The sequence below is a fragment of the Kitasatospora sp. NPDC056731 genome (assembly GCF_040687675.1).
Classification (GTDB): domain Bacteria; phylum Actinomycetota; class Actinomycetes; order Streptomycetales; family Streptomycetaceae; genus Kitasatospora.
On the sequence record NZ_JBFBNR010000037.1, the window covers coordinates 27,932 to 51,978 of the forward strand.

Annotated in this window: 21 protein-coding genes and 1 pseudogene; 13 read left to right on the plus strand and 9 right to left on the minus strand. The window is 75.1% G+C overall.

The annotated features are described in order from the left end of the window. Positions 1–15: 15 nt before the first annotated feature. Entirely contained in the window at positions 16–1,242 is a 1,227-nt protein-coding gene (locus tag AB0R04_RS29570) for a glycosyltransferase (RefSeq protein ID WP_363376601.1), read from the minus strand. Between the two features lie 301 nt (positions 1,243–1,543). Further along, complete coding sequence (locus AB0R04_RS29575; protein WP_244293291.1) at positions 1,544–2,017, minus strand: hypothetical protein; 474 nt, start codon at positions 2,015–2,017, stop codon at positions 1,544–1,546. A gap of 264 nt (positions 2,018–2,281) precedes the next feature. Here AB0R04_RS29575 and AB0R04_RS29580 point away from each other — a divergent pair, with 264 nt between their 5' ends. After that, entirely contained in the window at positions 2,282–2,995 is a 714-nt protein-coding gene (locus tag AB0R04_RS29580) for a molybdopterin-dependent oxidoreductase (protein WP_363376604.1), read from the plus strand. After that, a complete protein-coding gene (locus tag AB0R04_RS29585) occupies positions 2,979–3,587 on the plus strand; it encodes a cytochrome b/b6 domain-containing protein (protein ID WP_063346572.1) in 609 nt (202 codons plus the stop codon). The genes AB0R04_RS29580 and AB0R04_RS29585 overlap by 17 nt, the downstream gene beginning before the upstream one ends. Before the next feature lie 316 nt (positions 3,588–3,903). On the opposite strand, the gene AB0R04_RS29590 is transcribed toward AB0R04_RS29585, so the two are convergent. The 3 genes and pseudogenes from AB0R04_RS29590 to AB0R04_RS29600 form a co-directional block, all read right to left on the minus strand. Further along, complete coding sequence (locus AB0R04_RS29590) at positions 3,904–4,560, minus strand: class I SAM-dependent methyltransferase (protein ID WP_363376606.1); 657 nt, start codon at positions 4,558–4,560, stop codon at positions 3,904–3,906. Next, positions 4,557–5,246: a DUF2064 domain-containing protein gene (locus AB0R04_RS29595; RefSeq protein WP_363376660.1), complete on the minus strand. Its 690-nt coding sequence runs from the start codon at positions 5,244–5,246 to the stop codon at positions 4,557–4,559. Before AB0R04_RS29595 ends, AB0R04_RS29590 begins: the two co-directional genes overlap by 4 nt. Next, positions 5,220–5,897 (minus strand): annotated as a pseudogene (locus tag AB0R04_RS29600) (glycosyltransferase family 2 protein); the annotation flags it as partial. The gene AB0R04_RS29595 and the pseudogene AB0R04_RS29600, both read right to left, overlap by 27 nt. Positions 5,898–6,126: 229 nt before the next feature. Between AB0R04_RS29600 and AB0R04_RS29605 the strand changes: the two are divergent. Continuing rightward, entirely contained in the window at positions 6,127–6,927 is an 801-nt protein-coding gene (locus tag AB0R04_RS29605; RefSeq protein ID WP_363376608.1) for a response regulator transcription factor, read from the plus strand. Then, positions 6,924–8,096 carry a HAMP domain-containing sensor histidine kinase gene (locus AB0R04_RS29610; RefSeq protein WP_363376610.1) on the plus strand — a complete coding sequence of 391 codons (1,173 nt, stop codon included), beginning with the start codon at positions 6,924–6,926 and terminating at the stop codon, positions 8,094–8,096. Before AB0R04_RS29605 ends, AB0R04_RS29610 begins: the two co-directional genes overlap by 4 nt. 47 nt (positions 8,097–8,143) lie before the next feature. On the opposite strand, the gene AB0R04_RS29615 is transcribed toward AB0R04_RS29610, so the two are convergent. Further along, entirely contained in the window at positions 8,144–9,685 is a 1,542-nt protein-coding gene (locus tag AB0R04_RS29615; RefSeq protein WP_363376611.1) for an AMP-binding protein, read from the minus strand. A gap of 39 nt (positions 9,686–9,724) precedes the next feature. Next, positions 9,725–10,843 carry an NAD-dependent epimerase/dehydratase family protein gene (locus tag AB0R04_RS29620; protein WP_363376613.1) on the minus strand — a complete coding sequence of 373 codons (1,119 nt, stop codon included), beginning with the start codon at positions 10,841–10,843 and terminating at the stop codon, positions 9,725–9,727. A 349-nt stretch (positions 10,844–11,192) separates the two neighbouring features. Here AB0R04_RS29620 and AB0R04_RS29625 point away from each other — a divergent pair, with 349 nt between their 5' ends. The 5 genes from AB0R04_RS29625 (at position 11,193) to AB0R04_RS29645 (ending at position 15,986) form a co-directional block, all read left to right on the plus strand. Continuing rightward, complete coding sequence (locus tag AB0R04_RS29625) at positions 11,193–12,746, plus strand: metallophosphoesterase family protein (RefSeq protein WP_363376614.1); 1,554 nt, start codon at positions 11,193–11,195, stop codon at positions 12,744–12,746. Between the two features lie 232 nt (positions 12,747–12,978). After that, positions 12,979–13,926 (plus strand): hypothetical protein, encoded by a 948-nt coding sequence (locus AB0R04_RS29630; protein ID WP_363376616.1) that lies wholly within the window; start codon positions 12,979–12,981, stop codon positions 13,924–13,926. Between the two features lie 373 nt (positions 13,927–14,299). Beyond that, a complete protein-coding gene (locus AB0R04_RS29635; protein WP_363376618.1) occupies positions 14,300–14,767 on the plus strand; it encodes a hypothetical protein in 468 nt (155 codons plus the stop codon). Further along, a complete protein-coding gene (locus AB0R04_RS29640) occupies positions 14,767–15,216 on the plus strand; it encodes a cupredoxin domain-containing protein (protein WP_363376620.1) in 450 nt (149 codons plus the stop codon). The genes AB0R04_RS29635 and AB0R04_RS29640 overlap by 1 nt, the downstream gene beginning before the upstream one ends. Positions 15,217–15,329: 113 nt before the next feature. Next, the gene (locus AB0R04_RS29645; RefSeq protein ID WP_363376622.1) at positions 15,330–15,986 is read left to right on the plus strand and encodes a hypothetical protein; all 657 of its coding nucleotides are present in this window, start codon (positions 15,330–15,332) and stop codon (positions 15,984–15,986) included. A gap of 10 nt (positions 15,987–15,996) precedes the next feature. Here the strand turns inward: AB0R04_RS29645 and AB0R04_RS29650 are convergent, their stop codons facing one another. Then, on the minus strand, positions 15,997–16,449 hold the full coding sequence (locus AB0R04_RS29650; RefSeq protein ID WP_063346563.1) for a hypothetical protein: 453 nt from the start codon (positions 16,447–16,449) through the stop codon (positions 15,997–15,999). 504 nt (positions 16,450–16,953) lie between these two features. On the opposite strand from AB0R04_RS29650, the gene AB0R04_RS29655 reads away from it, so the two are divergent. From AB0R04_RS29655 to AB0R04_RS29670, 4 genes are all read left to right on the plus strand, one after another. Then, positions 16,954–17,913 carry an FAD binding domain-containing protein gene (locus AB0R04_RS29655; RefSeq protein ID WP_363376624.1) on the plus strand — a complete coding sequence of 320 codons (960 nt, stop codon included), beginning with the start codon at positions 16,954–16,956 and terminating at the stop codon, positions 17,911–17,913. Further along, positions 17,910–20,645: a molybdopterin-dependent oxidoreductase gene (locus tag AB0R04_RS29660; RefSeq protein WP_363376625.1), complete on the plus strand. Its 2,736-nt coding sequence runs from the start codon at positions 17,910–17,912 to the stop codon at positions 20,643–20,645. Before AB0R04_RS29655 ends, AB0R04_RS29660 begins: the two co-directional genes overlap by 4 nt. A 60-nt stretch (positions 20,646–20,705) precedes the next feature. Further along, positions 20,706–21,893 (plus strand): alpha/beta hydrolase-fold protein, encoded by a 1,188-nt coding sequence (locus AB0R04_RS29665; RefSeq protein WP_363376627.1) that lies wholly within the window; start codon positions 20,706–20,708, stop codon positions 21,891–21,893. A 166-nt stretch (positions 21,894–22,059) separates the two neighbouring features. Further along, the gene (locus tag AB0R04_RS29670) at positions 22,060–23,418 is read left to right on the plus strand and encodes an ATP-binding cassette domain-containing protein (RefSeq protein ID WP_363376629.1); all 1,359 of its coding nucleotides are present in this window, start codon (positions 22,060–22,062) and stop codon (positions 23,416–23,418) included. A gap of 37 nt (positions 23,419–23,455) precedes the next feature. Here AB0R04_RS29670 and AB0R04_RS29675 read toward each other — a convergent pair whose 3' ends face one another. Continuing rightward, entirely contained in the window at positions 23,456–23,944 is a 489-nt protein-coding gene (locus AB0R04_RS29675; RefSeq protein WP_063346559.1) for a universal stress protein, read from the minus strand. Positions 23,945–24,047: the final 103 nt, after the last annotated feature.

Below are 24,047 nucleotides of genomic sequence, written 5' to 3' on the forward strand. Positions count from 1 at the left end.
ATTATCCGGCACGTCTCAGCGGCCGGCCGCGTCGAGCAGCAGTTGTGCGGCCAGCGCCGCGCCGTCGGTGCGGATCATGGTGGCCACGGCGGTCGCCCACACTCGGGTCTCGGGAGCGAGAGCCGTCCTGAGCGCGGCGGACAGGGAGTCGGTGGTCGGGGTCGGCCCGTCGAGTGCCACGCCGATGCCCAGCTCGGCCACCCGGCTGGCCCAGTACGGCTGGTCCGCGGTCTGCGGGACGACGACCTGGGGCGCGCCGGCCCGGGTGGCCGTCGTCGTGGTGCCCGCCCCGCCGTGGTGCACGACGGCGGCCACCCGGCCGAACAGCGCCTGCTGGTTGACCTCGCCGACGACGAAGCAGTCGCCCCGGTCGTCGATCGGGGCCCGGACACGCCCCGGGCTGGCCCAGCCGCGGGCCACGACCACGCGGCGGCCCTGCGCGCGGACCGCCTCGACGGCCACCTGGGCGGCGTCCTGGGAGGTGGGCATCGGCATGCTGCCGAAGCCCACGTACACCGGCGGTGCGCCGGCGGCCAGGAAGGCCTCCAACCCGGCCGGCAGCGGGCGTCGGTCCGGCAGGATCCACGCGCCGGTCTGCACGACGTCCAGGTCCGCCGGTTCCTGCCACGGGTCGAGGACCGGGTCGGTCGCCAGCCACGGCCGGTCGCCGATGACGTAGTCGCGGACGTCGTCCACCGGCGGCAGGCCGATCGACGCCCGGTTGGTGTTGAGCGCCGCGCCGAACAGCGCGTTGATGCTCTCGGCGTCCAGGCCCCACAGCACCCGGTTGTCGGTCACCTCCGGCGGGAACGGCCGGCCCGGGTACGCCAGCGGCGGGCGGCCCGGCGAGGGCAGGGTCAGCTGCTGGAAGGTCACCGACACGGAGCGGATGCCCAGCTTCTCGGCCACCGACAGCGCGCCCGCCGCAGCCGGTAGCATGCCGGTGGCCACCAGCACGTCGCAGCCCTCGGCCGCCGCCGTGACCGCCTCCAACTGCCCGGCGATCACCGCGGCCGCGCGCTCCGGCAGGGACGACGGCGGCGGCGCCGTCGTCGTCAGCGCCCGCGCCGACGGGCCGACCGGCACCAGCGGCACGTCGATGTGGGCCAACCGCTGCGCGAAGTCCTCGTCCGGCGGCGCACACACCCGCACCTGCGAGCCGGACTCCCGCAGCCGCGCCGCGAGCCCCACCAGCGGTTCGACATCCCCGCGAGACCCGTACGTCGACAACAGCACACGCATTTTCGCGACCCCAAATTTCCGCGGATTCCGGTTCAGGTCGACGATTGTGCGGCACGACCGGGGCCTTGCCGCAAGGCCCCCCGTACGCTATAAGTTAGAAGTGGCCGGGAGTGGTTTTTCCTCCTGTGCCTTTTTTCTCGTCCGCTGCGAGCGGACTTCTTTTCTGCTGGTGAAACGGTGTGTGCGGCGCGCGTTGCAGGTGCTGCGTGTGCGGAGTGTTCGGCCCGGAATGGCGACGTGACAACGTGACGACGCGGACGGGGCCCGACCGGAGTTCCGGTCGGGCCCCGCCGGGTGTGGGTCAGGCCTTGATGGTGAGCCAGGCGCCGAGGCCGTTGCAGCCGCGGGCGTCGTAGCTGGTGCTGCGGTAGCCGGCCGGGATCGGCGAGTAGGGGCAGGTCCAGATGCCGTTGCGGACCAGTTCGTGGAACCAGGCGCCGACGCCGCTGCACCCCTGGGGGTTGTAGTTGGTCAGGACGTAGCCGGAGACGATCGGCGAGCCGGAGCAGGTCCACAGGCGGTTCTGGGCGGGTGCCTGGAACCAGGCGCCGTGGTTGTTGCAGCCGCTGGAGTTGAACATGGTGATGACGTAGCCGTCCGGGACGGGCGTTCCGGGGCAGGTCCAGCCGCCCACCGAGGCGGTTGCCGCGGGGGCGGCCGGGGTGGCGGCGGTGGCGGTTCCGGCCGCCGTGCCGGTGAGGGCGGCGGCGAGGAGCGCGACGACGGCCGCCGCTCTTCCCGCGTGGGTCCACAGCTGGCGGAGGATTCTGGTCACGGCGCACCGGTCCGATCGGTAGCCCCGGCGGTTGCGGCCGGCCGGGGAGAGGGGAACAACGGGGATGCGTGGCACCGTAGTGGCGCGGTCGGACCTGGGGGAATACGGGATTCGAAAGATCGTCGAACTTGACCGGAAAACGATCTCCCGCTGCTCGGCTGCCCCGCCGCTCGGCCGTGGGGCCCTGCTGGCGGAGATGACGAAAGGCTGACGGACCGGTGCCGGGCCTCGCGCCGGCCGTCCTCGGGCTGGTGCAATCGGGGCGTGGACAGAACAGGCGAAGAAGGCAGGGGCACCCCGGTGGGGCGGCGGGTGGTGCTCGGGCTGCTCGGGCTCGGGGCCGTCGGGGTGGCGGCGGGTCCGTACCTGCAACGGGCCGAGTCGGGGTTGGCCGAACGGGACCCGAGCGGACTGAGCGGGCTGCTGCCGGGCAACAACGGATTCCGGTACTACTCGGTGGTGTCGTCCGTCCCGGAGCGGAGCGTGGCGGACTACACGCTCAGCGTGGACGGGATGGTGGAGCGGCCCGCGACGTTCCGCCTGCCGGACCTGCGGGCGATGCCGCAGCGGCGGCTCGTGCGGGACGTGCAGTGCGTGACCGGGTGGCGGGTGCCGGACACCCCGTTCGAGGGGGTGCCGCTCGCGCACCTGCTGGACGCCGCGGGCGTGCGGCCGGGGGCCGGGGCCGTCCGGTTCAGCTGCTTCGACGGCGCGTACACCGAGAGCCTGACGCTGGCGCAGGCCCGACGGGACGACGTGCTGGTCGCGCTGCGGATGCAGGACAACCCCATCTCCCACACCCACGGCGGCCCGGTGCGGCTGTACGTCGCGCCGATGTACTTCTACAAGTCCGCCAAGTGGCTCTCCGGGATCACCGTGACCGGCTCGGTGGAGCCGGGCTACTGGGAGCGCGACGGGTACGACGTCGACGCCTGGGTCGGCCGGTCGAACGGACGTGACGATGCGCCCACCGGCTGAACTCCTGCTGCGCTTCACCCGGGCCGAGCGCTGGGTGCACCGGACGACCGCCGCGCTGACCGGCGTCTGCCTGGCCACGGCGGCCTGCCTCTACCTCGCCCCGCTCGCCGAACTGGTCGGCAACCGGCGGCTGGTGGTGACGGTGCACGTGTGGTGCGGCCTCGCGCTGCCCGTGCCGCTGCTGCTCGGGCTCGCCTCGCGGGCGCTGCGCGCGGACGCCGCCCGGCTGAGCCGCTTCACCCCGGCGGACTGGGACTGGCTGCGCGCCGTCCGGCGCCGCACCCCGCACCGGCCGGCGGGCAAGTTCAACGCCGGGCAGAAGCTCTACGCGCAGTGGACGCTCGGCTCGATGCTGGTGATCGTCGGCACCGGGCTGCTGATGTGGCTGCCCCGCCTCGCCCCGCCCTCCTGGCGGACCGGGGCGACCTTCGTCCACGACTGGCTGGCCGCCGCCATCGCCGTGGTGGTGGTCGGACACGTCCGGATGGCCTGGCGGGATCCGCAGGCGCGGCTCGGGATGCGGACCGGGTTGGTGGAGCGCCGGTGGGCCGAGCGCGAGCACCCGCAGTGGCGGCCGGTGGGCCGGGAGTAGGCGGCCGGTCGGACGTCTTGTCGCGGCCCGGGGCATGTGGCAGGCTCGGCCGGGACGCCTCGAAGGGTGCCGCCGGGGCACCCCTGACCGTGGGGCCAAGAGGCGGTTGGGCGACAGCCGCACGCGTGGTGCACGACCGGCATCCTGCAAGGCTCCTTGGACCCCGGCGCCAATCTTCCTCCTCGCCGCCCTGTCGATCGCGGGCGGCGTTCTGGCCTCCCTGACGTCCGAGCGGCATGACAGCCGCACCGCCGTCTCGGGGATCACACCGGGGGCGGTGCGGCCGTGGCCGTCCGGAGCAGCGGCCTTGTGCGCCTCAGCGCTTGTGCAGGGCGAGGAAGCGGCGGCCGTGCGAGGTCCAGCGTTCCGCCTCGACCAGTCCGGCGGCGGCGTGGGCCCGCCGGAGGGCGGCGGCCGTGCCGAGCCGGGCCCAGGGGAAGGCCGGCCCGAGCCGGCCGTCCGGGCCCTCGACCTGGACGGTGACCTGCTCGTCCACCTCCACGGGCTCCACCTCGACCAGCAACAGCCCGTCCGGCGCGATGAGCTCGGCGCCCCGCTGGAGCAGGGCGTCCGGGTCGCCGCCGATGCCGAGGTTGCCGTCGGCGAGGAGCGCGGCGCCCCAGCGGCCCTCGGCGGGCAGCCGGTCGAAGACCGAGCGGCAGAGCGCCGGGCCGCCCAGTCCGACCGTGCGGGCGACGGCCGCCCTGGTCACGTCGACGCCGAGGGCCGGGACGCCGAGGGCGAGCAGCGCGGCGACCAGCCGCCCGGGCCCGCAGCCGAGGTCGAGGACGGGCGCGGACCGGCGGGCGCAGCGCCGGAGCAGGCTGTGGTCGGCGCCGGCCGCCGGGGCGCACCAGCGTTCGATGTCCAGCCGGAGGCGGTGGCCGTCCTCGCGGCGCAGCCAGAGCGGGCCGCGCCCGGTGCGGACGGCTTCGGCGAACGGGTCGTCCACCCAGGCGGTGGTGGTCGTCAACTCGCCACCTCCGGCTTCAGGTCGACCGTCCCCAGCTGGGCGGCGAAACGGCTGTTCGGGGCCTCGGCGGCGACGCGGCGGGCGTCCTCGACGGTGTCCACATCGGTGAGCGACGGAAACTGATGGATCGTCAAGTCGGCTGCGGCGAGGCGTTCCAGGAGTGCCGCGCCGGTCCTCGCGGTGGACATCGGCACGCCGTGCAGCAGGCGCGCGGCCAGTTCGGCGGTCGGCCGGGCCAGGCCCAGCGCCCAGAAGCCGCCGTCGGCCGCCGGGCCGTACCAGGCGTCCGTGCCCGCCCGCCGTGCGGCCGACAGCGGCTCGGCCAGGGCGGCGGCGCTCAGCTGCGGGGTGTCCATCCCGACCAGCAGCGCCGGGGCGTGCGGGGCCACCCGGGCCGCGTGCGCGAAGGCGGCGGCCAGCCGTGCGTCCAGCCCGCCGCCGGTCTGTGCGACGACCTCCCAGCCCGGCGGCAGCCAGCCGCCCGGTTCGCCGTCCAGGACGAGCACGCGCCGCCCGGCCGGCATCGTGCCCAGGGTGTGCAGGGTGTCGGCGAGGGCGGCCGCGGCCAGGGCGGCAGCCTGTTCGGGGGTGCACGGCGGGGTGAGCCGGGTCTTCACCCGGCCGGGGACGGGCGACTTGGCGATCACCAGCAGGGTCGGCGGGGGCGCGGCCAGCACGGCCCGCATGTCGCGGACGGCCTGGCGGGTGCCGCGCAGGGTGCCGGTGACCTTGGAGCGGCCCGCGCGCGGCAGGTAGTCGACGGGGGTCTCGGTGATCCGCAGCCCGGCGGCCGAGGCGGCGAGCACCATCTCCAGCGGGTAGCCGGACCGCCGGTCGCCGAGCCCCAGGGCCAGCAGCTGCTCCCGGTGGGCGGCCCGCATCGGGCCGAGGTCGTGCAGCGGCGCGCCGGTGCGGGCGCGCAGCCGTCGGGCCAGGACGGTGTTGGCCAGGCGGGCGTGCAACGGCCACGCCCCGGCGGTGGCCGGGCGGCGGCGGCCCAGCACCAGGTCGGCGGAGCCGGCCAGCACCGGGCCGGTGACCAGCGGGAGCTGGGCGGGATCGAGGGAGCCGTCGCAGTCCAGGAAGCAGACCACGTCGGCGGTGGCGGCGCGCAGCCCGGCGTGGCAGGCGGCGCCGAACCCGCGCCGGGGCTCCTCGACCACCGTCGCGCCGAGCGAGCGGGCGAGGTCTGCGGAGCCGTCCCGGGAGCCGTTGTCGACGACGACGGCCCGCCAGCCGTCCGGGATCCGCCCGAGCACCCAGGGCAGCGCGGCGGCCTCGTCGAGGCAGGGCAGCACGACGTCGACGGGGGAGACGGGGGAGGTGGGTGAGGTCACCCGGCCACGCTAAGTGCGGGACGGCGGGGTGCGGCGGCGGCGCAGCCTTACGGAAGTCGGACGCCTCGGCGGCTGACCCGTCCGGCGGATCGGGCCGGGTCGGGTAGGCCGGGCCGGGTGGACCGGAGCAGGCCGGGTCGGGCGGCGGGTGGGCGGCGGATCTTACGGAACGCGGACGCGGGCCCGCTTCCGTCCGCGTCCACCGCCGAGGCCTCCTATCCTCGGCGAGGTGAACGACACCTCGCACATCCTGGTGATCGACGACGACCCGACCGTGGCCGAGGTCGTCGCCGGCTACCTCACCCGCGCCGGGCACCACGTGGACCGGGCCGCCGACGGTGCGCTGGGCCTGGACCTCGCCGAGCGCACCCGCCCCGACCTGCTGGTGCTGGACCTCATGCTGCCCGGCCTCGACGGGCTGGAGGTGCTGCGCCGGCTGCGGGCCTCCGCCGGGGGCGCCGCGCTGCCGGTGGTGCTGCTCACCGCCAAGGGCGACGAGGCGGACCGCATCCTCGGCCTGGAGCTGGGCGCGGACGACTACGTCACCAAGCCGTTCAGCCCCCGCGAACTGGTGCTGCGGGTGCAGTCGGTGCTGCGCCGCGCCCGGGCGGGGAGCGGGACCGCCGGCGGGCCGGGTGACGGGACGGCCGACGGGACGGTCGGCGGGGTGCTGCGCTCGGGGGACGTCACGCTCGACCCGAAGGCCCGCCGCGCCCACCGGGGCGCGCGCGAACTCGCCCTCACCCTGAGGGAGTTCGACCTGCTGGCGTTCCTGCTCCGGCACCCCGGCACGGTGTTCTCCCGGCAGAGCCTGATGCGGCGGGTCTGGGGCTGGGACTTCGGCGACCTCTCCACCGTCACCGTCCACGTCCGGCGGCTGCGCGAGAAGATCGAGGACGACCCGGCCGCGCCCGCCCTGATCAGCACCGTCTGGGGCGTCGGCTACCGCTACGATCCGGCTCCCCAGGATCCGGCGCCTCACGATCCGGCTCCCCGCGACCGGGCCTGCCCGCAGGACGGTGCGGAGTGAAGGACCTGCTGCTGATCGCGCTGTTCGCCGCCCTCGGCGCGGGCGGGGCCGGCCTGCTCGGCTGGGCGGCGATCCGGCTGCTGCGCCGCCGCTCCGTCGCCCTGTCCCTGTTCTGCGTGGCGGTCGTGACCGTCCTCGCGGTGACCTCCGGGACGTTCGCCGTGGCGCAGGCGATGTTCCTGTCCACCCACGACCTCGGCGTGGTCATCACGGTGCTCGGCATGGCCGCCGTCGTCTCGCTGCTCACCGCCGCGCTGCTCGGCCGCCAGGTGGTGGCCGGCAGCCGGGCGCTGACCGAGGCCGTCCGGACGGTCGGCAGCGACGCCGGGTTCACCGCGCCCGACCATCCGCTCGGCGCGGAACTCGCCGCGCTGAGCGAGGAGTTGGCCGCCACCAGTGCCCGGCTGGCGGAGTCCAGGGCGCGCGAGCAGGCCCTGGAGCACTCCCGCCGGGAGCTGGTCGCGTGGATCTCGCACGACCTGCGCACCCCGCTGGCCGGCCTGCGGGCGATGGCCGAGGCGCTGGAGGACGGCGTCGCCGAGGACCCCGACCGCTACCTGGTGCGGATCGGCACCGAGGTCGAACGGCTCACCGGCATGGTGGACGACCTGTTCGAGCTCTCCCGGATCCAGGCGGGCGCGCTCGCCCTCTCGCTCACCAGGGTCTCGGTGTACGACCTGGTGGACGACGCGCTCGCCGGGGCGTACCCGCTGGCCCGGCGGCGCGGCGTCCGGTTGGAGGGGCGGCAGGTGGCCGACGAGCCGGCGGCGGCCGAGCCGGTCGAGGTGGACAGCGGGGAGATCACCCGGGTGCTCGGCAACCTGCTGGTCAACGCGATCCGCTCGACCCCGGCGGACGGCGTGGTGGCCGTCGCCGCCCGGCGGGAGGCCGACGAGGTGGTGCTGTCGGTGACCGACGGCTGCGGCGGCATCCCGGAACAGGACCTGCCCCGGGTGTTCGAGACGGGCTGGCGCGGCGGCTCCGCCCGCACGCCGCGCCGCGACGACGGCCGGGCCGCCGGCGAGCCCGGCGAGAGCGGTGCCGGGCTCGGGCTCGCCATCGTGCGCGGCATCGTCGAGGCGCACGCCGGGCGGGCGGAGGTGCGCAACGTCGCCGGGGGCTGCTGCTTCGAGATCGCCCTGCCCGCGCCGCGCGCCCGGAGGGAATGACGAGGCAGGTCCCGGGGTCCGCCTTTCGAGCGCGCGGCCTACTCGGCCTACTCGGCCACGGCCTCGCGCAGCCGCTTCTTGTCCGGCTTGCCGACCGACGTCAGCGGGATCTCGTCCACGAGGTGCAGGGCCTCCGGCGCGTAGATCCGCCCCTTGCGGGCCGTGACGAACGCCTGGACGTCCGCCAACTCGGGCTGCTGCCCCGGAGCGGGAACGACGGCGACGTGGACGTGCTCCGCCTCCTGCCCGTCGCGCACCCCGAAGACCGCGCAGCGGGCGATCGCCGGGTGGGTGAGCAGCAGGTCCTCCACCTCGGACGGGTAGACGTGCCCGCCGACCACGATGATCAGGTCCTTGACCCGGTCGGCCAGGTAGAGGTAGCCGTCCGCGTCGAAGTAGCCGACGTCGCCGGAGTTCAGCCAGCCGTCGCGCAGCACCTCGGCGGTCAGGTCGGGCCGCTTCCAGTACCCGGCCATGAGTCCGGCCGATCGGATGTGGACCTCGCCCTGCTCTCCGGTCGGCAGCCCGGTGCCGTCCTCGGCGCGGATCTCCACGTCGACGCCCGGGAGGGGCCGGCCGACCGAGACCTGGCCGCCCTGCGCGATCCGGTCGTGCCCCTCCGGGGTGAGGAAGGAGATCAGCTGCGCCTCGGACATCCCGTAGATGCCCACCAGGACCGGCCCGAACACCTTGAGCGCCTCGCGGATCCGGGTCGGCGAGGCGGCGCAGCCCCCGTACATGATCTGCCGGAGGCTGGACAGGTCGGTGCGGCCGATCGCCGGGTGGTCGAGCAGCTGGTAGAGCAGCGGCGGCAGCGCCCAGAGGCTGGTGATGCGCTCGCGCTCGACGGCGGCCAGGACCTCGCCGGGGTCGAAGGTGCGCTGGAGGACCACTGTGCCGCCGTGGTGGAGCGTCAGGTCGGAGAAGATCCCGGCGAGGTGGGCGAGCGAGGTGGCGGCGAGGAAGCGGGGCGCCTCGTCGGCCGTGCCGGCGGAGCCGAACGAGGTGTCGAAGACGCCGCGGTAGGGGCCGTGCAGGCTGACGATGCCCTTCGGGATCCCGGTGGTGCCGCCGGTGTGGCGGATGCCGAGGTCGTCGTCCGGGCCGATCCGGACGGCGGGCGGCTCGGCGGGGCGGTTCGCGGCGGCGGCGATCACGTCCTCGCCGACGGCCGCCGGTCCGGCGCCGAGGCGCAGGACCGTCGGCACGTCGATCAGGGGCAGCAACTCGGCGGCCTCCGCGTACCGTTCGGCATCCACGAGGAGGACGGCGGCGTCGACGCTCGCCGCGACCTCGGCCAGGACCGGGGTGCTCATGCCGTCGTACAGGGTGACCACCCGCGCACCTGCGAGGCCCGCGGCGTAGCGGGCGCCGAGTGCCTCGGCGGTGTTGCCGGTGAGGAGGGTGACGGTGTCCCCGCGGGTGACGCCCCGGGCGATGAGCTCGTGGGCGAGGCGGTAGGTGGCGGCGGCGAAGTCGCCGGCGGTGATCTCGACGCCGTCGGCGGTGACGATGGCCCGCCGGCCGGGGTCGGCGGAGAGGGACCGGAGGATCAGGGCGGGTGCGCTGACGAATTCCTGGTCGTTCACGGCCACATCTCCCTTGTAGTTTGCAACCATGCCGCCAGGCTAGCCCCATCCTCCGCTCTTCACCGGCGAGTTCCGGCCGACATCGGACGGGTCGTCAGGTGCGGCGCCGGACCGCGGCGCCGCCGCGAACTCGGCCATCCCGGCGGGGAACGGCACCTGCGGGCGCCAGCCGAGTTCGGCACGCAGCCGGGAGGAGTCGGCGGTGATGTGCCGGACGTCGCCCAGGCGGTACTCGCCGGTCACCAGCGGTGCCGGGCCGCCGTACGCCGCCGCCAGGGCTCCGGCCAGCTCGCCGATCGTGCGGACCTCGCCGCTGCCCACGTTGTAGGCGCGGGAGCTGCCCGGCGCGCGGGCGGCAAGGGCCTCCAGTGCGGCGAGGTTGGCCGCGGCGACGTCCTCGACGTGGACGAAGTCCCGGCGCTGGCCGCCGTCCTCGAACACCCGGGGGGCCTCGCCCCGGGCCAGCGCCGAGCGGAACAGCGAGGCGACCCCCGCGTACGGGGTGTCGCGCGGCATGTCCGGCCCGTACACGTTGTGGTAGCGGAGCGTCAGGACGGCGCCCTGGCAGGCCCGGGCCCACACGGAGGCCAGATGCTCCTGGGCGAGCTTGGTGGCCGCGTACACGCTGCGCGGGTCGGCCGGGGCGTCCTCGGCGACCAGCCCGGGGCTCAGGGCGCGGCCGCAGACCGGGCAGGGCGGCTCGAAGCGCCCGGCCTCCAGGTCGGCCGGGCGGCGCGGGCCCGGGGCGACGTCGCCGTGCGCGGGGCAGCGGTAGCGGCCCTCCCCGTACACCACCATCGAGCCGGCCAGGACGAGGCGGCGGACGCCGTTGCGGGCCATCGCGGCGAGCAGGACGGCCGTGCCGAGGTCGTTGCAGCCCGCGTAGGCGGGGGCGTCGTCGAGGTCCAGCCCGAGGCCGACCATCGCCGCCTGGTGGCAGACCGCGTCCACCCCGGCCAGCGCCCGCTGCACGGCGGCGGCGTCCCGGACGTCCCCCTGCGCGAAGGCCACGCCCTCGGGCAGTCGGGGCGGCCGCCCCGGGGGGTGGACGGCGGGCAGCAGCGCGTCCAGCACCCGCACCCCGTGCCCGGCCGCGACCAGCGCGCGGACCACGGCCGACCCGATGAACCCGGCTCCGCCGGTGACCAGAATCTCCATGCCGCCGACGCTAGCCGCGCGGTGCGGCGGACCGGGCGTGGACGGACCGGCCGTCAGGGATCGGTAATCCTCCCGGCGTAACCGGTGTAACCGGTGTAACCGGAGTAACCGGAGTAATCGGTGTGACTGGCGTGACCGGCCTGGCCGGTGTCACGGTTGATCGCCGCCCGATCCGATCCAGCGTTCAACTGGCGTTCGCCGGAAGAACCTTCGCCGGTGGCCCGGGCGCCCGGTTCGGCTGGGACTCTCCTGGGCGTTTCCCGGAGCCTTGGAGGCGGCAGTGTCACATCCCTCGCGCAGAACGGTCCTTCGGACGGGTACCGCGGCCGGTGCGCTGGCCGTGCTGCCCGTGTCCACCCTCCTCTGGACGCAGCCGGCCCTGGCGGGCACCCCAGGACCGGAGCAGATCCACCTCCAGTGGGGCAACGAGCCGTCCCGCGAGATGACCGTCTCCTGGGCGACGGCCGCCACCGTGCGCCGCCCCCGGGTGCGGATCGGCACCCCGCGCGGCGGCGCCGGCCACACCGTGGACGCCGAGACCCGCACCTACGTCGACGGGCTCAACAAGGTCGAGACGTACACCCACCACGTCCGCCTGGACGGCCTGCGGCCCGACACCACGTACGTCTACGAGGTGCTGCACGACGGCTCCGGCCCGGTGCGCGGCACCTTCCGCACCGCGCCCGCGCGCGGCCGGGCCGCGTTCCGTTTCACCAGCTTCGGCGATCTCGGCACCGGCGACAACGTGTTCAGCAAGTCCTCGATCCACGGCGCCGCCGCCGTCCGCCAGGTCGAGCAGTTCGCGCCGCTGTTCCACCTGCTCAACGGCGACCTCGCGTACGCCAACAACAACCCGCAGCGCCAGCCGCAGTGCTGGAACGCGTTCATGAACAACCTCGCTAAGTCGGCCGCCAGCCGGCCCTGGATGCCCGCGCCCGGCAACCACGAGGTCGAGGCCGGCGGCGGGGACCTCGGCTACGCCTCCTATCTGACGCGCTTCGAACTGCCCGACAACGGCACCCGCGACTACTGCGGCAACTGGTACAGCTTCCAGGTCGGTTCGGTGCTGTTCGTGAGCCTCGACGGCAACGAGATCGCCGTCGAGGACGACGCCAGCCTCGACCCGGTCACCGGCCAGTCCATCTACATCAGCGACTACAGCGAGGGCGCCCAACTCCGCTGGCTGGAGCGCACCCTGGCGCGCGCCCGGCGCGGCCGCGCGGTGGACTGGGTCGTCGTCAACCTGCACCAGTTCGCGATGTCCTCCTCGGCCGCCAGCCACGGCGGCGACATGGGCATCCGCGAGAAGCTGCTGCCGCTGCTCGACCGTTACTCCGTCGACCTCGTCCTGGCCGGGCACGACCACGACTACGAGCGCACCCACCCCGTCCGCGGCACCGAGCCGGGCGGCCTGCTCACCCCGGCCGTCGCCGACGACGACCTGCGCCGGATCGACACCTCGCAGGGCACCGTCCACCTGATCCTCGGCGGCGGCGGCACCGCCGGCCACGACGACGTCTACCTGCCCGCCGACGCGGACGGCGTCCGCCAGGCCTCCGTGCGCACCCAGCGGCTCACCTTCAAGGCCGACCCGGACGCGAAGGAGAAGGCCCACTGGTCCGCGGTCACCGACCCGGACACCGCCTTCCCGTACGGCGTCGCGGTCTTCGACGTCGACCCCGGGCCGGTGCCGGGCGGCCGCACCACCATCACCGTCAGCTACTACCACTCCCCGTCCGCCACCGCGGCCAACCCGTTCCCGACGCCGGTGCTCTTCGACCGCTTCACCCTGTACCGCGACCGCAGCGACGGCTGGGGCGACCGGGACCGGAACGACGACCGGAACGATGACCAGGGTGAGGGCGAGAACACCGGCTCCGAGGTCGGCGCCAGGCGCCGGTAGTGCCTCGCGTCCTTGAGGGGCCCGCCGCGTGGAGGGCGCGGCGGGCCCGGGGACGCCTTGTACCGCACCCGGGTGCGGCGGACAATCCGCAGTTCGTCGTAGGACAGGCCGTGGAGCGGTAGGCAAGACTGGCGCCTGGCATGTCCATGCCTATTATAGGCAGTTCGGATCAGCCACTCGGATCAACAGCACGTGCCACTCGCACTCCCAAACCATCAGAAGGTTGGAAGCGATGCACCTCCGTGCCACGACCCGCAAACTCCTCCTCACCGGCCTGGCGCTCGCCTTCGGAGCCGCCCCGCTGCTGGCGGTCCCGGCCCAGGCCACCACGGCGTCCGCCGTCGCACCCGCACCGGTGAGCGCGGCCGCGTCCGTCGCGCGGCCGAGTGCCCCGATCGCGGTCTCGACCGCCCTCTTCGCGCTCGCCCCCGATCGCGGCGCCGTCTTCAACTGGAACGGCGCCACCTGGACCCAGGTCGGCGGCCCGGCCGCCACCATCGTCTCCGGCGGTGGCGGTCTGGTCGCCACCAGCCCGGCCACCGGCGACCTCTACGCGTACAACTGGAGCCCCAACAACTGGACGAGGATCGGCGGTCCGGGTGCCCAGTTCGCCGTGGACGGCGGCGGCCACGTCTTCGGGCTCAGCCCGGACCGCAGTGGCGTGTACCAGTGGCAGGGCGGTACCAACTGGACCCAGATCGGGGGCCCGGCCGGCAGCATCGTCGCCGGCGGCAACACCCTGATCGCCACCAACCCCGCCAACGGTGACGTCTTCCGTTACGGCGGGGCGCCCAACAACTGGTCGCGGATCGGCGGCCCCGGCGCCCAGTTCGCCGTCGACGACGCGGGCGGCGTGTACGGGCTCAGCCCGGACCGCGGTGGCGTGTTCCAGTGGCAGGGCGGTACCAACTGGACCCAGGTCGGGGGCCCGGCCGGCAGCATCGTGGCCGGCGGCGGCCGCACCCTGCTGGCCACCAACCCGACCAGCGGTGACGTCTTCCGTTACGGCGGGGCGCCCAACAGCTGGTCGCGGATCGGCGGCCCCGGCGCGGAGTTCAGCATCGACGGCGCCGGCACCGTGTACGGGCTCAGCCCGGACCGCAGCGGCGTCTTCAAGTGGCTGGGCGGCACCAACTGGGCCCAGGTCGGCGGCCCGGCCGCCTGGCTCGCCGCGTCCTGAGCCCGCTGTGCCATGAACTCGCCGCGTCCTGAGCTCGCCGCGGTCTGAACCCCGAACACTGCGCCGCCCCGGGCCCGTCGTGCGTACCGCGCGGCGGGCCCTTCGTCCGTTCAGGCGGCCCTGGGGAGGGCGGCCAAAGGGGCGCTGGTCCATGCGGGGTGGCTGGTGACGGAGGGTCGTCGCGGCGGGCCGGTCCGGTGTGACGGGCGGTCGGGCGGCGGGTTGGGCCGTTGGTGACGGCGGGTCGCCGTCGTGGCTGGGCTGTCCGTGCGACGGGTGCCCGCTCCGGCGCGCGGGCCACTGGCGGGGCGGTTAGCGTCGGCCGCAACACGGTTTCAGTTATGGGAGGTTGGCAGTGCAGCGGTGGATCATTGTGACGGCCCTCACCACGGCCCTCGGCGGGCTCACGGTACCCGCCCTGGCCGCCGACCCGGCGCCGGCCGCGGCTTCGGTGGCCGCCCCGGCCCGGGTGCGGGACGGGGACGCGGCCCCCACGGGCGTCACTCTCGGTGAGGCCCGGATCGACCCGAAGGTCCCCGGCCGGGTCCGGGTCGACGTCGAGTACGTCTGCGGGGTCGCGGAGGAGGCCCGGTCGCTCACCGTCTCGGTCGAGCAGCGGGACCCGGAGGACACCTCCTCGATGGCCTTCGGCTCCAGCCGGACGGCCGAGGCGGACGTGATCTGCGACGGGACGGCGCGGCAGCGGCAGCTCGTCGTCCAGTCCAAGACGGTCAACTGGATCCCGGGCGCGGACGCCGTCCTGATCGCCACGGTCTCCGACCTCGGCGCCACCCCGCCCGCGTCCTCGGACGCCCGGCGGGTCCCGCTCTTCAGTTCCTGATGCGGTCGCGGGCCCGGGCCGTGGCCGCCGTGCTCCTCGGCGCCGCCCTCGCCGCCTGCTCCGTCAGCGTGGGCGGCCCGGACGCAGGCCCGGATTCGGGTCCGGACTCGGGCTCGACCTCAGGCCCGGGGCCGAGCGGGTCCGCCCCGGCGACTCCGGCTGCCCCGGCCGCCTCGCCGTCCTCGGCCACCGCTCCTGGCCCGGGGGCGGTGGCCATCAGGGACTTCGTGTTCGAGCCGGCGAACTTCACCGTCCGCCCGGGCGCCGTCGTCACGGTCCGCAACGCCGACACCGTCGACCACACCCTCACCGCCCAGGACCGCAGTTTCGACACCGGCACCATCGCCCCGGGCGCGTCCGCGACCTTCACCGCGCCGGCCCGGCCGGGCGCCTCCTCGTACCTGTGCACCCTCCACCACTTCATGCGGGGGATCCTGACGGTGTCCTGAGCTGACCGGTCCGTCGGCCGTGTGGGCGCCGGGTGCGGCTGCTCCTGAATCGCAAGCCCACAGGTGAACGGGGCTGCTGCTATCCGCTGCCATGTTCTACAGTTCTGTAGAACATGGAGAACAGCGAACGGGGGCACGGCATGGACAGGCCGCTTCGACTGCCGCAGCAGGATCGGGCCGATTTCGAGACGGAGCTGGGGAGGGCGCTGGCCGGGTCGCAGGTGCGGGCGGCCCTGCGGGCGGTGGGGGACGAGGGGCCGGGGGTGGAGCGGTTGCGGCGGTGCGCCCGGGAGAACGCGGAGTTCGTGCTGGCGGCGGCGGCGCCCGAGTACGAGCGGTACGCGGCGCTGCGGGCGGACCAGGACGCGGTGGCGCGGCTGCCGGTGGACGAGCCGGGGCGGCAGCGGGTGTCCGGGTGGTGGGGCGTGCTGGGGGTGATCGTGCCGATCATCGCCGGGGTGGCGGCCGCGATCTTCCTGCTGCTCGGGTACGCGCTGGGGCTGGCGGACGACGCCGAGGTGCTGGGGCACGCGCTGGTGGGCGCCGGGTGGGTGGCGGCCGGGGTGGCCGCGGTGAGCCTGCTGGTGGGTGGGCTGGGGCTGTTGGGCGCGGCCTCGCGGTCGAGGTCGGCGGAGTCCGGCGGGGAGGCCGGCGTCCTGGGGGAGCTGGGGCTGGCGCGGGACGCCTGGCGGTCGGCGCTGGCGGAGCGCGGCCTGGTGCCGTTCCTGCTGGCGCAGGCGGGCGCGGGGGCGCCCGGCCGACGCCGCTGACGCCGCCGGCTCAGTCGTGGCGGGTGCGGGCGGCGTCGACGAGGAGGTGGGCGGCGTCGAGCGGGATGCCGAGTCGGCGGGCGATCCACGGGGCCGGGCGGCCGGCCCGGGCGAGCATCCAGGCGGAGTACAACTGGCCCAGCTGCGGGGCCTGGTGGGCGAGCAGGAGCGGGCGCACGGCGTCCATCGGGAAGTCTTCGAGGGCGCGGGCGCTGTACTCGCGGCCGTTGGGGCCGGGCGGGGGTAACGGGAGCGGGCGGCGGGTGTCGAGCCAGCGCCCGAGCAGCACCGCGCCGACCGCCAGGAGGCCGGAGCCGGAGGCGCCGATCAGGATGGCGTTGATGACCGGGCGGTCCTCCTCCTCGGCCAGGCCGAGGGCGAGTTCCTCGGCGACGAGGAGGGCGAGGACGGTGAGCAGCACCGCGGCTTCGGCGGGGCGCGGGTAGGGCCGGGACGTCGTCATGGGATACCTCTCCTCGGCGGGGAAGACCGGGGCGGGTGAAGGGGCCGTGGACGGCGGTGGCGGCAGGGCCGACGTGGGTGACGTAGCGTCAGGAGAACTTGACGTGGCGTCAGAAAGCGTGCGCGACGGGTGTGTTCACCGTCTCGACCGTGCTCACCGTCTGCCGGAGGCGGACCGGGGCATGCGGGGGTGGGGGCGGGTGGTGCGGCCCGCACTGCTGCTGTCCATGCGTCTCGCCTCCTTCCGGTCGGGCGCGCCATGCTGGTGCGTTCGTCGACGGGGCAAGGGGGGGTCATCCTCGGACTTCGGGACAGCATAGCCCGGCCCTCACGCCAACTTCGACACCCTTGTCGAAGTTGGCGCCGGTGCGAGGGCCCGCCGTTGGACGATCGACCAGGTGGGGCCGGGTGCGGCTGGTGTGCGGGCCCACTCGTGCCCGACCGGTCGCCGCCGCTTCAATCGCCGTACCGAAGGAACGGGACCGGCCGGGGGCGATGGAGCGACATGGATCTGAACACGGTGGCCGAGCTGCGCGACGCCCGCCGGGGCGGCACCTGGCGGCCCGGGGACGCCTGGCTCGGCGGCGGGACGTACCTGTTCTCCGAGCCGCAGCCGCACATCCGCCGGCTGATCGACCTCGGCCGGATGGGCTGGGAGCCGCTCACCCCGACCCCGGACGGCGGCCTGGAGATCGCCGCGACCTGCACGGTCGCCCAGCTCTCCCGCCACCCCAAGCCCGCCGCCTGGACGGCGGCGCCGCTGTTCGAGCAGTGCTGCCGGGCGTTCCTGGCCTCCTGGAAGATCTGGAACATGGCCACCGTCGGTGGCAACCTGTGCAACGGCCTGCCCGCCGGTCCGATGATCTCGCTGACCGCCGCCCTGGACGGGGTCTGCCTGCTGCGGGCCCCGTCGGGGGAGCAACGCCGCGTCCCGGTGGCGGAGTTCGTCACCGGCGCCGGCGTCAAGGACCTGCGGCCGGGCGAGCTGCTGCGCTCGATCACCCTGCCGGGCCGGGCGCTGGCCGCCCGGACGGCGTTCCGCCAGGCCTCGCTGTACGGGCTGGGCCGCTCCGGCGCGCTGCTGATCGGCACCCTCGACCCGGTGGACGGTTCGCTGGCCATCACCGTCACCGCCGCCACCGTCCGCCCGATCCGGCTCTGGTTCCCGCCGGGGCCGAACGCGGCCGCCGTCGAGGAGGCGGTCCGAGACGGCATCCGGCCCGAGGAGTACGTCGACGACATCCACGGACTGCCCGCCTGGCGGCGGCACCTGACCTTCCGGTTCGCCGAGCAGATCCGCCGCGAACTGGACCCCGCCCGGCCGGCCCCGCCGAGTACCGCCGGGCCGGGCCTGGATGGATCGGACCTGTCCGGGCCGGACCTGGTTGGACCGAACCTGTCCGGGCCGGACCTGGCTGAACCGGACTTGACCGGACCGGACCTGGCCGAGGAGGCCGCCGCATGAGCTTCTCGATCCGCGTCAACGAACGGGACTTCGACGCCGAGCCCCGCCCGGGCCAGTGCCTGCGCACCTACCTGCGCGAGCGCGGCTGGTTCGGGGTGAAGAAGGGCTGCGACGCCGGCGACTGCGGCGCCTGCACCGTGCAGGTGGACGGCACCCCGGTGCACAGCTGCCTCTACCCGGCGGCGCGCGCCGAGGGGCGGTGCGTCACCACGGTGGAGGGCCTGGCCAAGGACGGCGAACTGCACCCGATGCAGCAGCGGTTCCTGGACGCCCAGGGCTTCCAGTGCGGCTTCTGCACGGCCGGCTTCCTGATGACCGCCAGTGCCCTGGACGAGGAGCAACTCACCGACCTCCCCAGGTCGTTGAAGGGCAACCTGTGCCGCTGCACCGGCTACCGGGCGATCGAGGACGCGATCCGCGGCGTCCGGCACACCGAGGAGCCCGAGGCCGGCCGCGCCGTCGGCCGCAGCCTGGGCGCACCCGCCGGGCCGCAGGTCGTCACCGGCACCGCCCGCTACACCTTCGACGTGGAGGTGCCGGGGCTGCTGCACCTGAAGCTGCTGCGCTCCCCGCACCCGCACGCCCGGATCGTCGCCATCGACACCGCGGCCGCGCTGCGCGTGCCCGGCGTGCACGCGGTGTTCACCCACCACGACGCGCCCGAGCGGCTGTACTCCTCGGCCCGGCACGAGCACCCGACCGAGGACCCGGACGACACCCGGCTGCTGGACGACGTCGTCCGCTTCGTCGGCCAGCGGGTCGCCGCGGTGGTCGCCGACAGCGAGGCGGCCGCCGAGGAGGGCTGCCGCCGGATCGCCGTCGAGTACGAGCAACTCCCGTACGTGCTGGACCCGGAGGAGGCGATGGCGCCCGGCGCGCCGGTGCTGCACGCCAAGGGGCCGCAGGCCCGGATCGCCCGGCCGGAGAACAACGTGTGCGGCGAGGTGCACGGCGAGATCGGCAGCGTGGAGCAGGGCTTCGCCGAGGCCGACGCGGTCTACCAGGAGACCTTCCGCACCCAGCGGGTGCAGCACGCCAGCCTGGAGACGCACGGCTGCGTCGTCTCCTTCGAGGAGCGGGAGGACGGCGCAGGCGAGCGGCTGGTGGTGCGCTCCAGCACCCAGGTGCCGTTCCTCACCCGGCGCGCACTCTGCGCCCTGTTCGACCTGCCGGAGGAGGAGGTCCGGGTGGTGGCGGGCCGGGTCGGCGGCGGCTTCGGCGGCAAGCAGGAGATGCTGACCGAGGACATCGCGGTGCTGGCGGCGCTGCGGCTGCGCCGGCCGGTGAAGCTGGAGTTCACCCGGGCCGAGCAGTTCCACGGCGCCACCACCCGGCACCCGTTCACGATCACCGTCAAGGCGGGCGCCAAGGCGGACGGCGCGCTCACGGCGCTGAGCTTCCGGGTGGTGTCCAACACCGGCGCGTACGGCAACCACGGCCCGGCGGTGATGTTCCACAGCGTCGGCGAGTCGATGGGCGTCTACCGGGTGCCGCACAAGAAGGTCGAGGCGTACTCGGTGTACACCAACTGCGTGCCGGCCGGCGCCTTCCGGGGCTACGGGCTCGGGCAGGTGACCTTCGCGGTGGAGTCGGCGATGGACGAACTGGCCCGCCGGCTGGGCATCGACCCGCTGGAGTTCCGCGAGCGCAACGTCATCGGCCCCGGCGAGCACCTGCTCAGCCCCGGCGGCGAGGAGGAGGACCTGCACATCGCCAGCTACGGCCTCGACCAGTGCCTGCAAGTCGTCCGCGACGCGCTCGCGAACGACCGCAGCGCGGCGGACGCCCCCGAGGGCTGGCTGGTCGGGCAGGGCTTCGCCATGGCGATGATCGCCACCGGCCCGCCCGGCGGGCACTTCGCCGACGCCGCCGTCGCCCTGCTGGAGGACGGCGGCTACGACGTCGCCGTGGGGACCGCCGAGTTCGGCAACGGCACGACCACCGTGCACCAGCAGATCACCGCGGGAGCGCTCGGCACCACCGTCGACCGGATCGCGATCCGGCAGTCCGACACCGACGTCGTCCGGCACGACACCGGCGCCTTCGGCTCGGCGGGGACGGTGGTCGCGGGCAAGGCGGTGATGCGGGCCGCGAACGCGCTCGCCGAACGGCTGACCGACTTCGCCGCCGAGTACGCGCGGACCCCGCGCAGCCTGGTCCGGCTCGGCGCCGAGGCCGTCGACTGCGACGGGCGCGGCATCCCGCTGAAGGAACTGCACGCGGCGGCGCGCGAACGCGGCGTCGACCTCGTCGGCACCGGGCACTGGGGCGGCTCGCCGCGCTCGGTGGCGTTCAACTCGCAGTGGTTCCGCCTCGCCGTCGACCCGGACACCGGGGAGATCCGGATCCTGCGCAGCGTGCACGGCGCCGACGCCGGGCGGGTGATGAACCCGATGCAGTGCCGCGGGCAGGTCGAGGGCGGGGTCGCCCAGGCGCTCGGCGCGACGCTGTTCGAACGGGTGCTGCTGGACGACCGGGGCGAGGTCACCACGGCCGCCTTCCGCCGCTACCGCCTGCCCGCGTACGCCGACGTGCCGCGCACCGAGGTGCACTTCTCGACCACCTCGGACGCGATCGGCCCGCTCGGCGCCAAGTCGATGAGCGAGAGCCCGTTCAACCCGGTCGCCCCCGCCTTCGCCAACGCCCTGCGCGACGCCACCGGCATCCGCTTCACCGACCCGCCGTTCCTGCGCGACCAGGTCTGGCAGGCGCTCGCCGACCGGCGGGAGTGACGTTCGGTCCCGACCTGGTTACCCTGGGTCGCGCTGTCGGACGTGCCCCAGGGAGGCCGGATGGGACTCACCAGTCACAAGCTGCTGGCGCTGGTGGCACTGTTCGCGGTGTTCACGGTGCTCGGCACGCTCTGGGTCTGGCCCCGGCTGGCCGTCCGGAGCTGGCCCGCGGTGTTCCTGCGGCTCGGCACGATCGCCGTCACCCAGTTCACCCTGCTGGCCACCCTCGGGCTCGCCGTCAACGACGACTTCGTGTTCTACAGCAGCTGGTCCGACCTGTTCGGACGCGACCGCGGGACGGGCGTCATCCAGGCGACCAGCCCGACCGGCGGCCCGTCCGGAAGCCCGTCCGTCGTTCCCTCCGGAGGGCCCAGCAGCACCCCGGCCGAGGTGCCCGCCGGGGTGCAGGTGCTCGGCACCGCCGAGATCACCGGCGCGGACGGGGCCGACCGGGACCCGGCCACCATCGGGCGGCTCGACCGGGTCCGGCTGCCCGGCACCACCACCGGGCTCAGCACCGACGGGTACGTCTACCTGCCGCCGCAGTACTTCCGGCCCGGCGCCGAGGCCCGGCACTTCCCGGCCGCCCTGGTGATGACCGGCTTCCCGGGGGACGCCGCCAACCTGGTCACCAAGCTGCGCTACCCGGCGTACGAACTCGACCTGCTGCGCCGGGGGACGATGAAGCCGACCGTCCTGGTGCTGGTGCGCCCCTCGCCGTCGATGCCGCGCGACAGCGAGTGCGAGGACGTCCCGAACGGCCCGCAGGCCCAGCGCTACTTCACCACCGACGTGCCGGCCGACCTGCGCGCCTCCTACCGGGTGCTCGACGGCACCGGCAGCCTCGGCGTGATCGGCGACTCCACCGGGGGCTACTGCGCCGTCAAGCTCGGCATGGTCCACCCGGAGACCTTCCCGGTGGCGGTCTCGCTGTCCGGCTACTTCAAGGCCGCCGAGGACGCGACCACCGGCGACCTCTTCGGCGGCAGCCAGCAGCGGCGCGACGAGGCCGACCTGAACTGGCGCCTCGCCCACCTGCCGATGCCCGCCCTCGCCGTCCTCCTCGCCGACAGCAAGGAGGACGGCCACGGCTACGCCGACTCCGTGGCCTTTGCCGCGGCCGCCCGCCCGCCGCTGGTGGTCGCCCAGGCCGTCGTGGAGACCGGCGGGCACAACTTCACCACCTGGACCAGGCTGCTCCCGCCGTCGCTGACCTGGCTGAGCGACCACCTGCACGACCCGCAGTGACGCCGGCCGTGCGCCGGCTGCCCCCTGGTGCTGACGGCCGGACGGCGGCCGAGAACGTCGGCGGGGTGGTCACTCCTGAGCCATTGTGTGGCAGGAGGGTTGTCTGGGGGCTCAACTTCAGGGTAGGCAAACCTAAGTGATTTCGGTTCGGGGGAGGACACGCGGAATGACTGTGACCGAGAACCCGACCGCCCGGGTCGACCGGCTCGCCATCGCCCTCGCGGACGGCACCCCGCTGCTCGCCCCGGTCAGCCTCGACCTGCACCCCGGGCGCGTGCACGCCGTCACCGGCCCCTCCGGCGCGGGCAAGACCACCCTGCTGCACGCCCTCGCCGGCGCCCTGCCCCCGGGCGCCCGGGCCACCGGGCTGGTCACCGTCCTCGGCCAGGACGTCCTCGCCCTCGCCCCCGAACCACTGCGCCGGTTGCGCCGTCACCGGCTCGCCTTCCCCGGCGCCCTCTCCGGTGGCCGGCAGCGTCGCGTCGCCCTCGCCCGGGCCCTCGCCCGCCGCCCCGACCTGCTGCTCCTCGACGAACCCGGCGCCGGCCTCGACCCCGCGCTGCGGGACGAGATCGCCGACCTGCTGCGCGAACTCGCCCGCCGGCACGGCATCGCCGTCGCGCTCGCCAGTCACGACGCCGCCTTCGTCGCCCGCTGCGCCGACGAGGTGCTCGTCCTCGCCCCGGCCCGCCCCGGGGCGGGCGGCGGCGCCATCCGGGCCGGCGCCGTCCGGGCCGGGGCGAGCCGCACGTCCGGACCGGTCGCGGCGCGCACCGCCGTCGGGCTGGCCGCGCTCGGCGTCGAAGCCCACGTCGGGTACGGGCGCGGGCGGCGCCGGATCCTGGCCGGGGTCGACCTGCACCTCGCGCCCGGCAGCTGCACCGGCATCATCGGCCCCTCCGGCGCGGGCAAGACCACCCTCGCCCGGGTCCTCGCCGGGCTCCACCCGCCCACCGGCGGCACCCTCACCCTGGACGGCGCCCCGCTGGCCGGCTCGCACCACGCCCGCACCCGCGAGCAGCGCCGCCGCGTCCAACTCGTCCCGCAGAACCCGCTCGGCGCGCTCAACCCAGTCCGGACCGTCGGCGCCACCCTCACCCGGCCGCTGCGGCTGCACCACACCACCCCGCACGAGCAGTGCCCCGGCCGGGTCGCCGAACTGCTGGCCGCCGTCGGCCTCCCCGCCGACCTGGCCGCCCGGCACCCGCACGAGCTGTCCGGCGGCCAGCGTCAACGCGTCGCCATCGCCCGGGCGTTGGCGGCCGAACCGGACGTCCTGCTGTGCGACGAGGTGACCTCCGGGCTGGACGCCGACACGGCCGCGGGCATCATGACCCTGCTGGGCCGGCTGCGCGCCGAGCGCGGGGTGGCGCTGGCGCTCATCGGCCACGACCTGTCGCTGGTGCGTGAACACGCGGACGCGGTGGTGCAGTTGGGGGAGGCGTCGGGGCGGGCCTTGACCAGGGGCCCTGGTCCGGCGCGCCCGGGCGCGATGGCGCCCGCCGGCTCGGCGTGGGTGAGGTGACGCGTCGAGCCGGCGGGCGGGTTCGGGGGAGTTGCTGTCAGGCGCGGCCCAGCAGCGGGAGCGGTGCCCCCGTGCGGGCGGGGAGTTCGAGCCGGGTCAGCAGCGCGGAGGGCGACACCTCGACCACCCGGCAGCCCGCGCGGTGGCGGCAGTGCCGGGCCACCGAGCCGTGCCGCAGCCGGTCGAACCGGCGGCGGGTGGCGGCGCCGAGGACCAGCAGGTCCTCCGGCCCGGTGACGGCGCCGACCAGGGCCGGCCCGGGCTCGGCCTTGACCACCAGCGGGTGGATGACCAGGCCGGCCGGGTAGCCGCCGTAGGCCTGCTCGAAGGCGATGTCCAGCCGCCGCCGGGCGGCGTGCTCCAGTTCGGACAGCGGGCGCAGGCCGTCGCGTTCGCCCGCGTTCCACGCGGCCACCGGCACCAGCACGGCCTCGCTGCGGGCCGCCTCGCCGACGGCGTGGTAGAGGGCGGCCAGACTGCTCAGTGATCCGCTCAGGCCGACGATCACTCGGGTGGTCCCGGTCATGGCCGTTCGCCTCCGTTTCTCCGGTCGGGTACTCCCGGTTCCGTACTCCTTGGTTCGGATGATTCCAGTGAACCCCGGAACCGGTCCGTCCGTACCGCCGCTG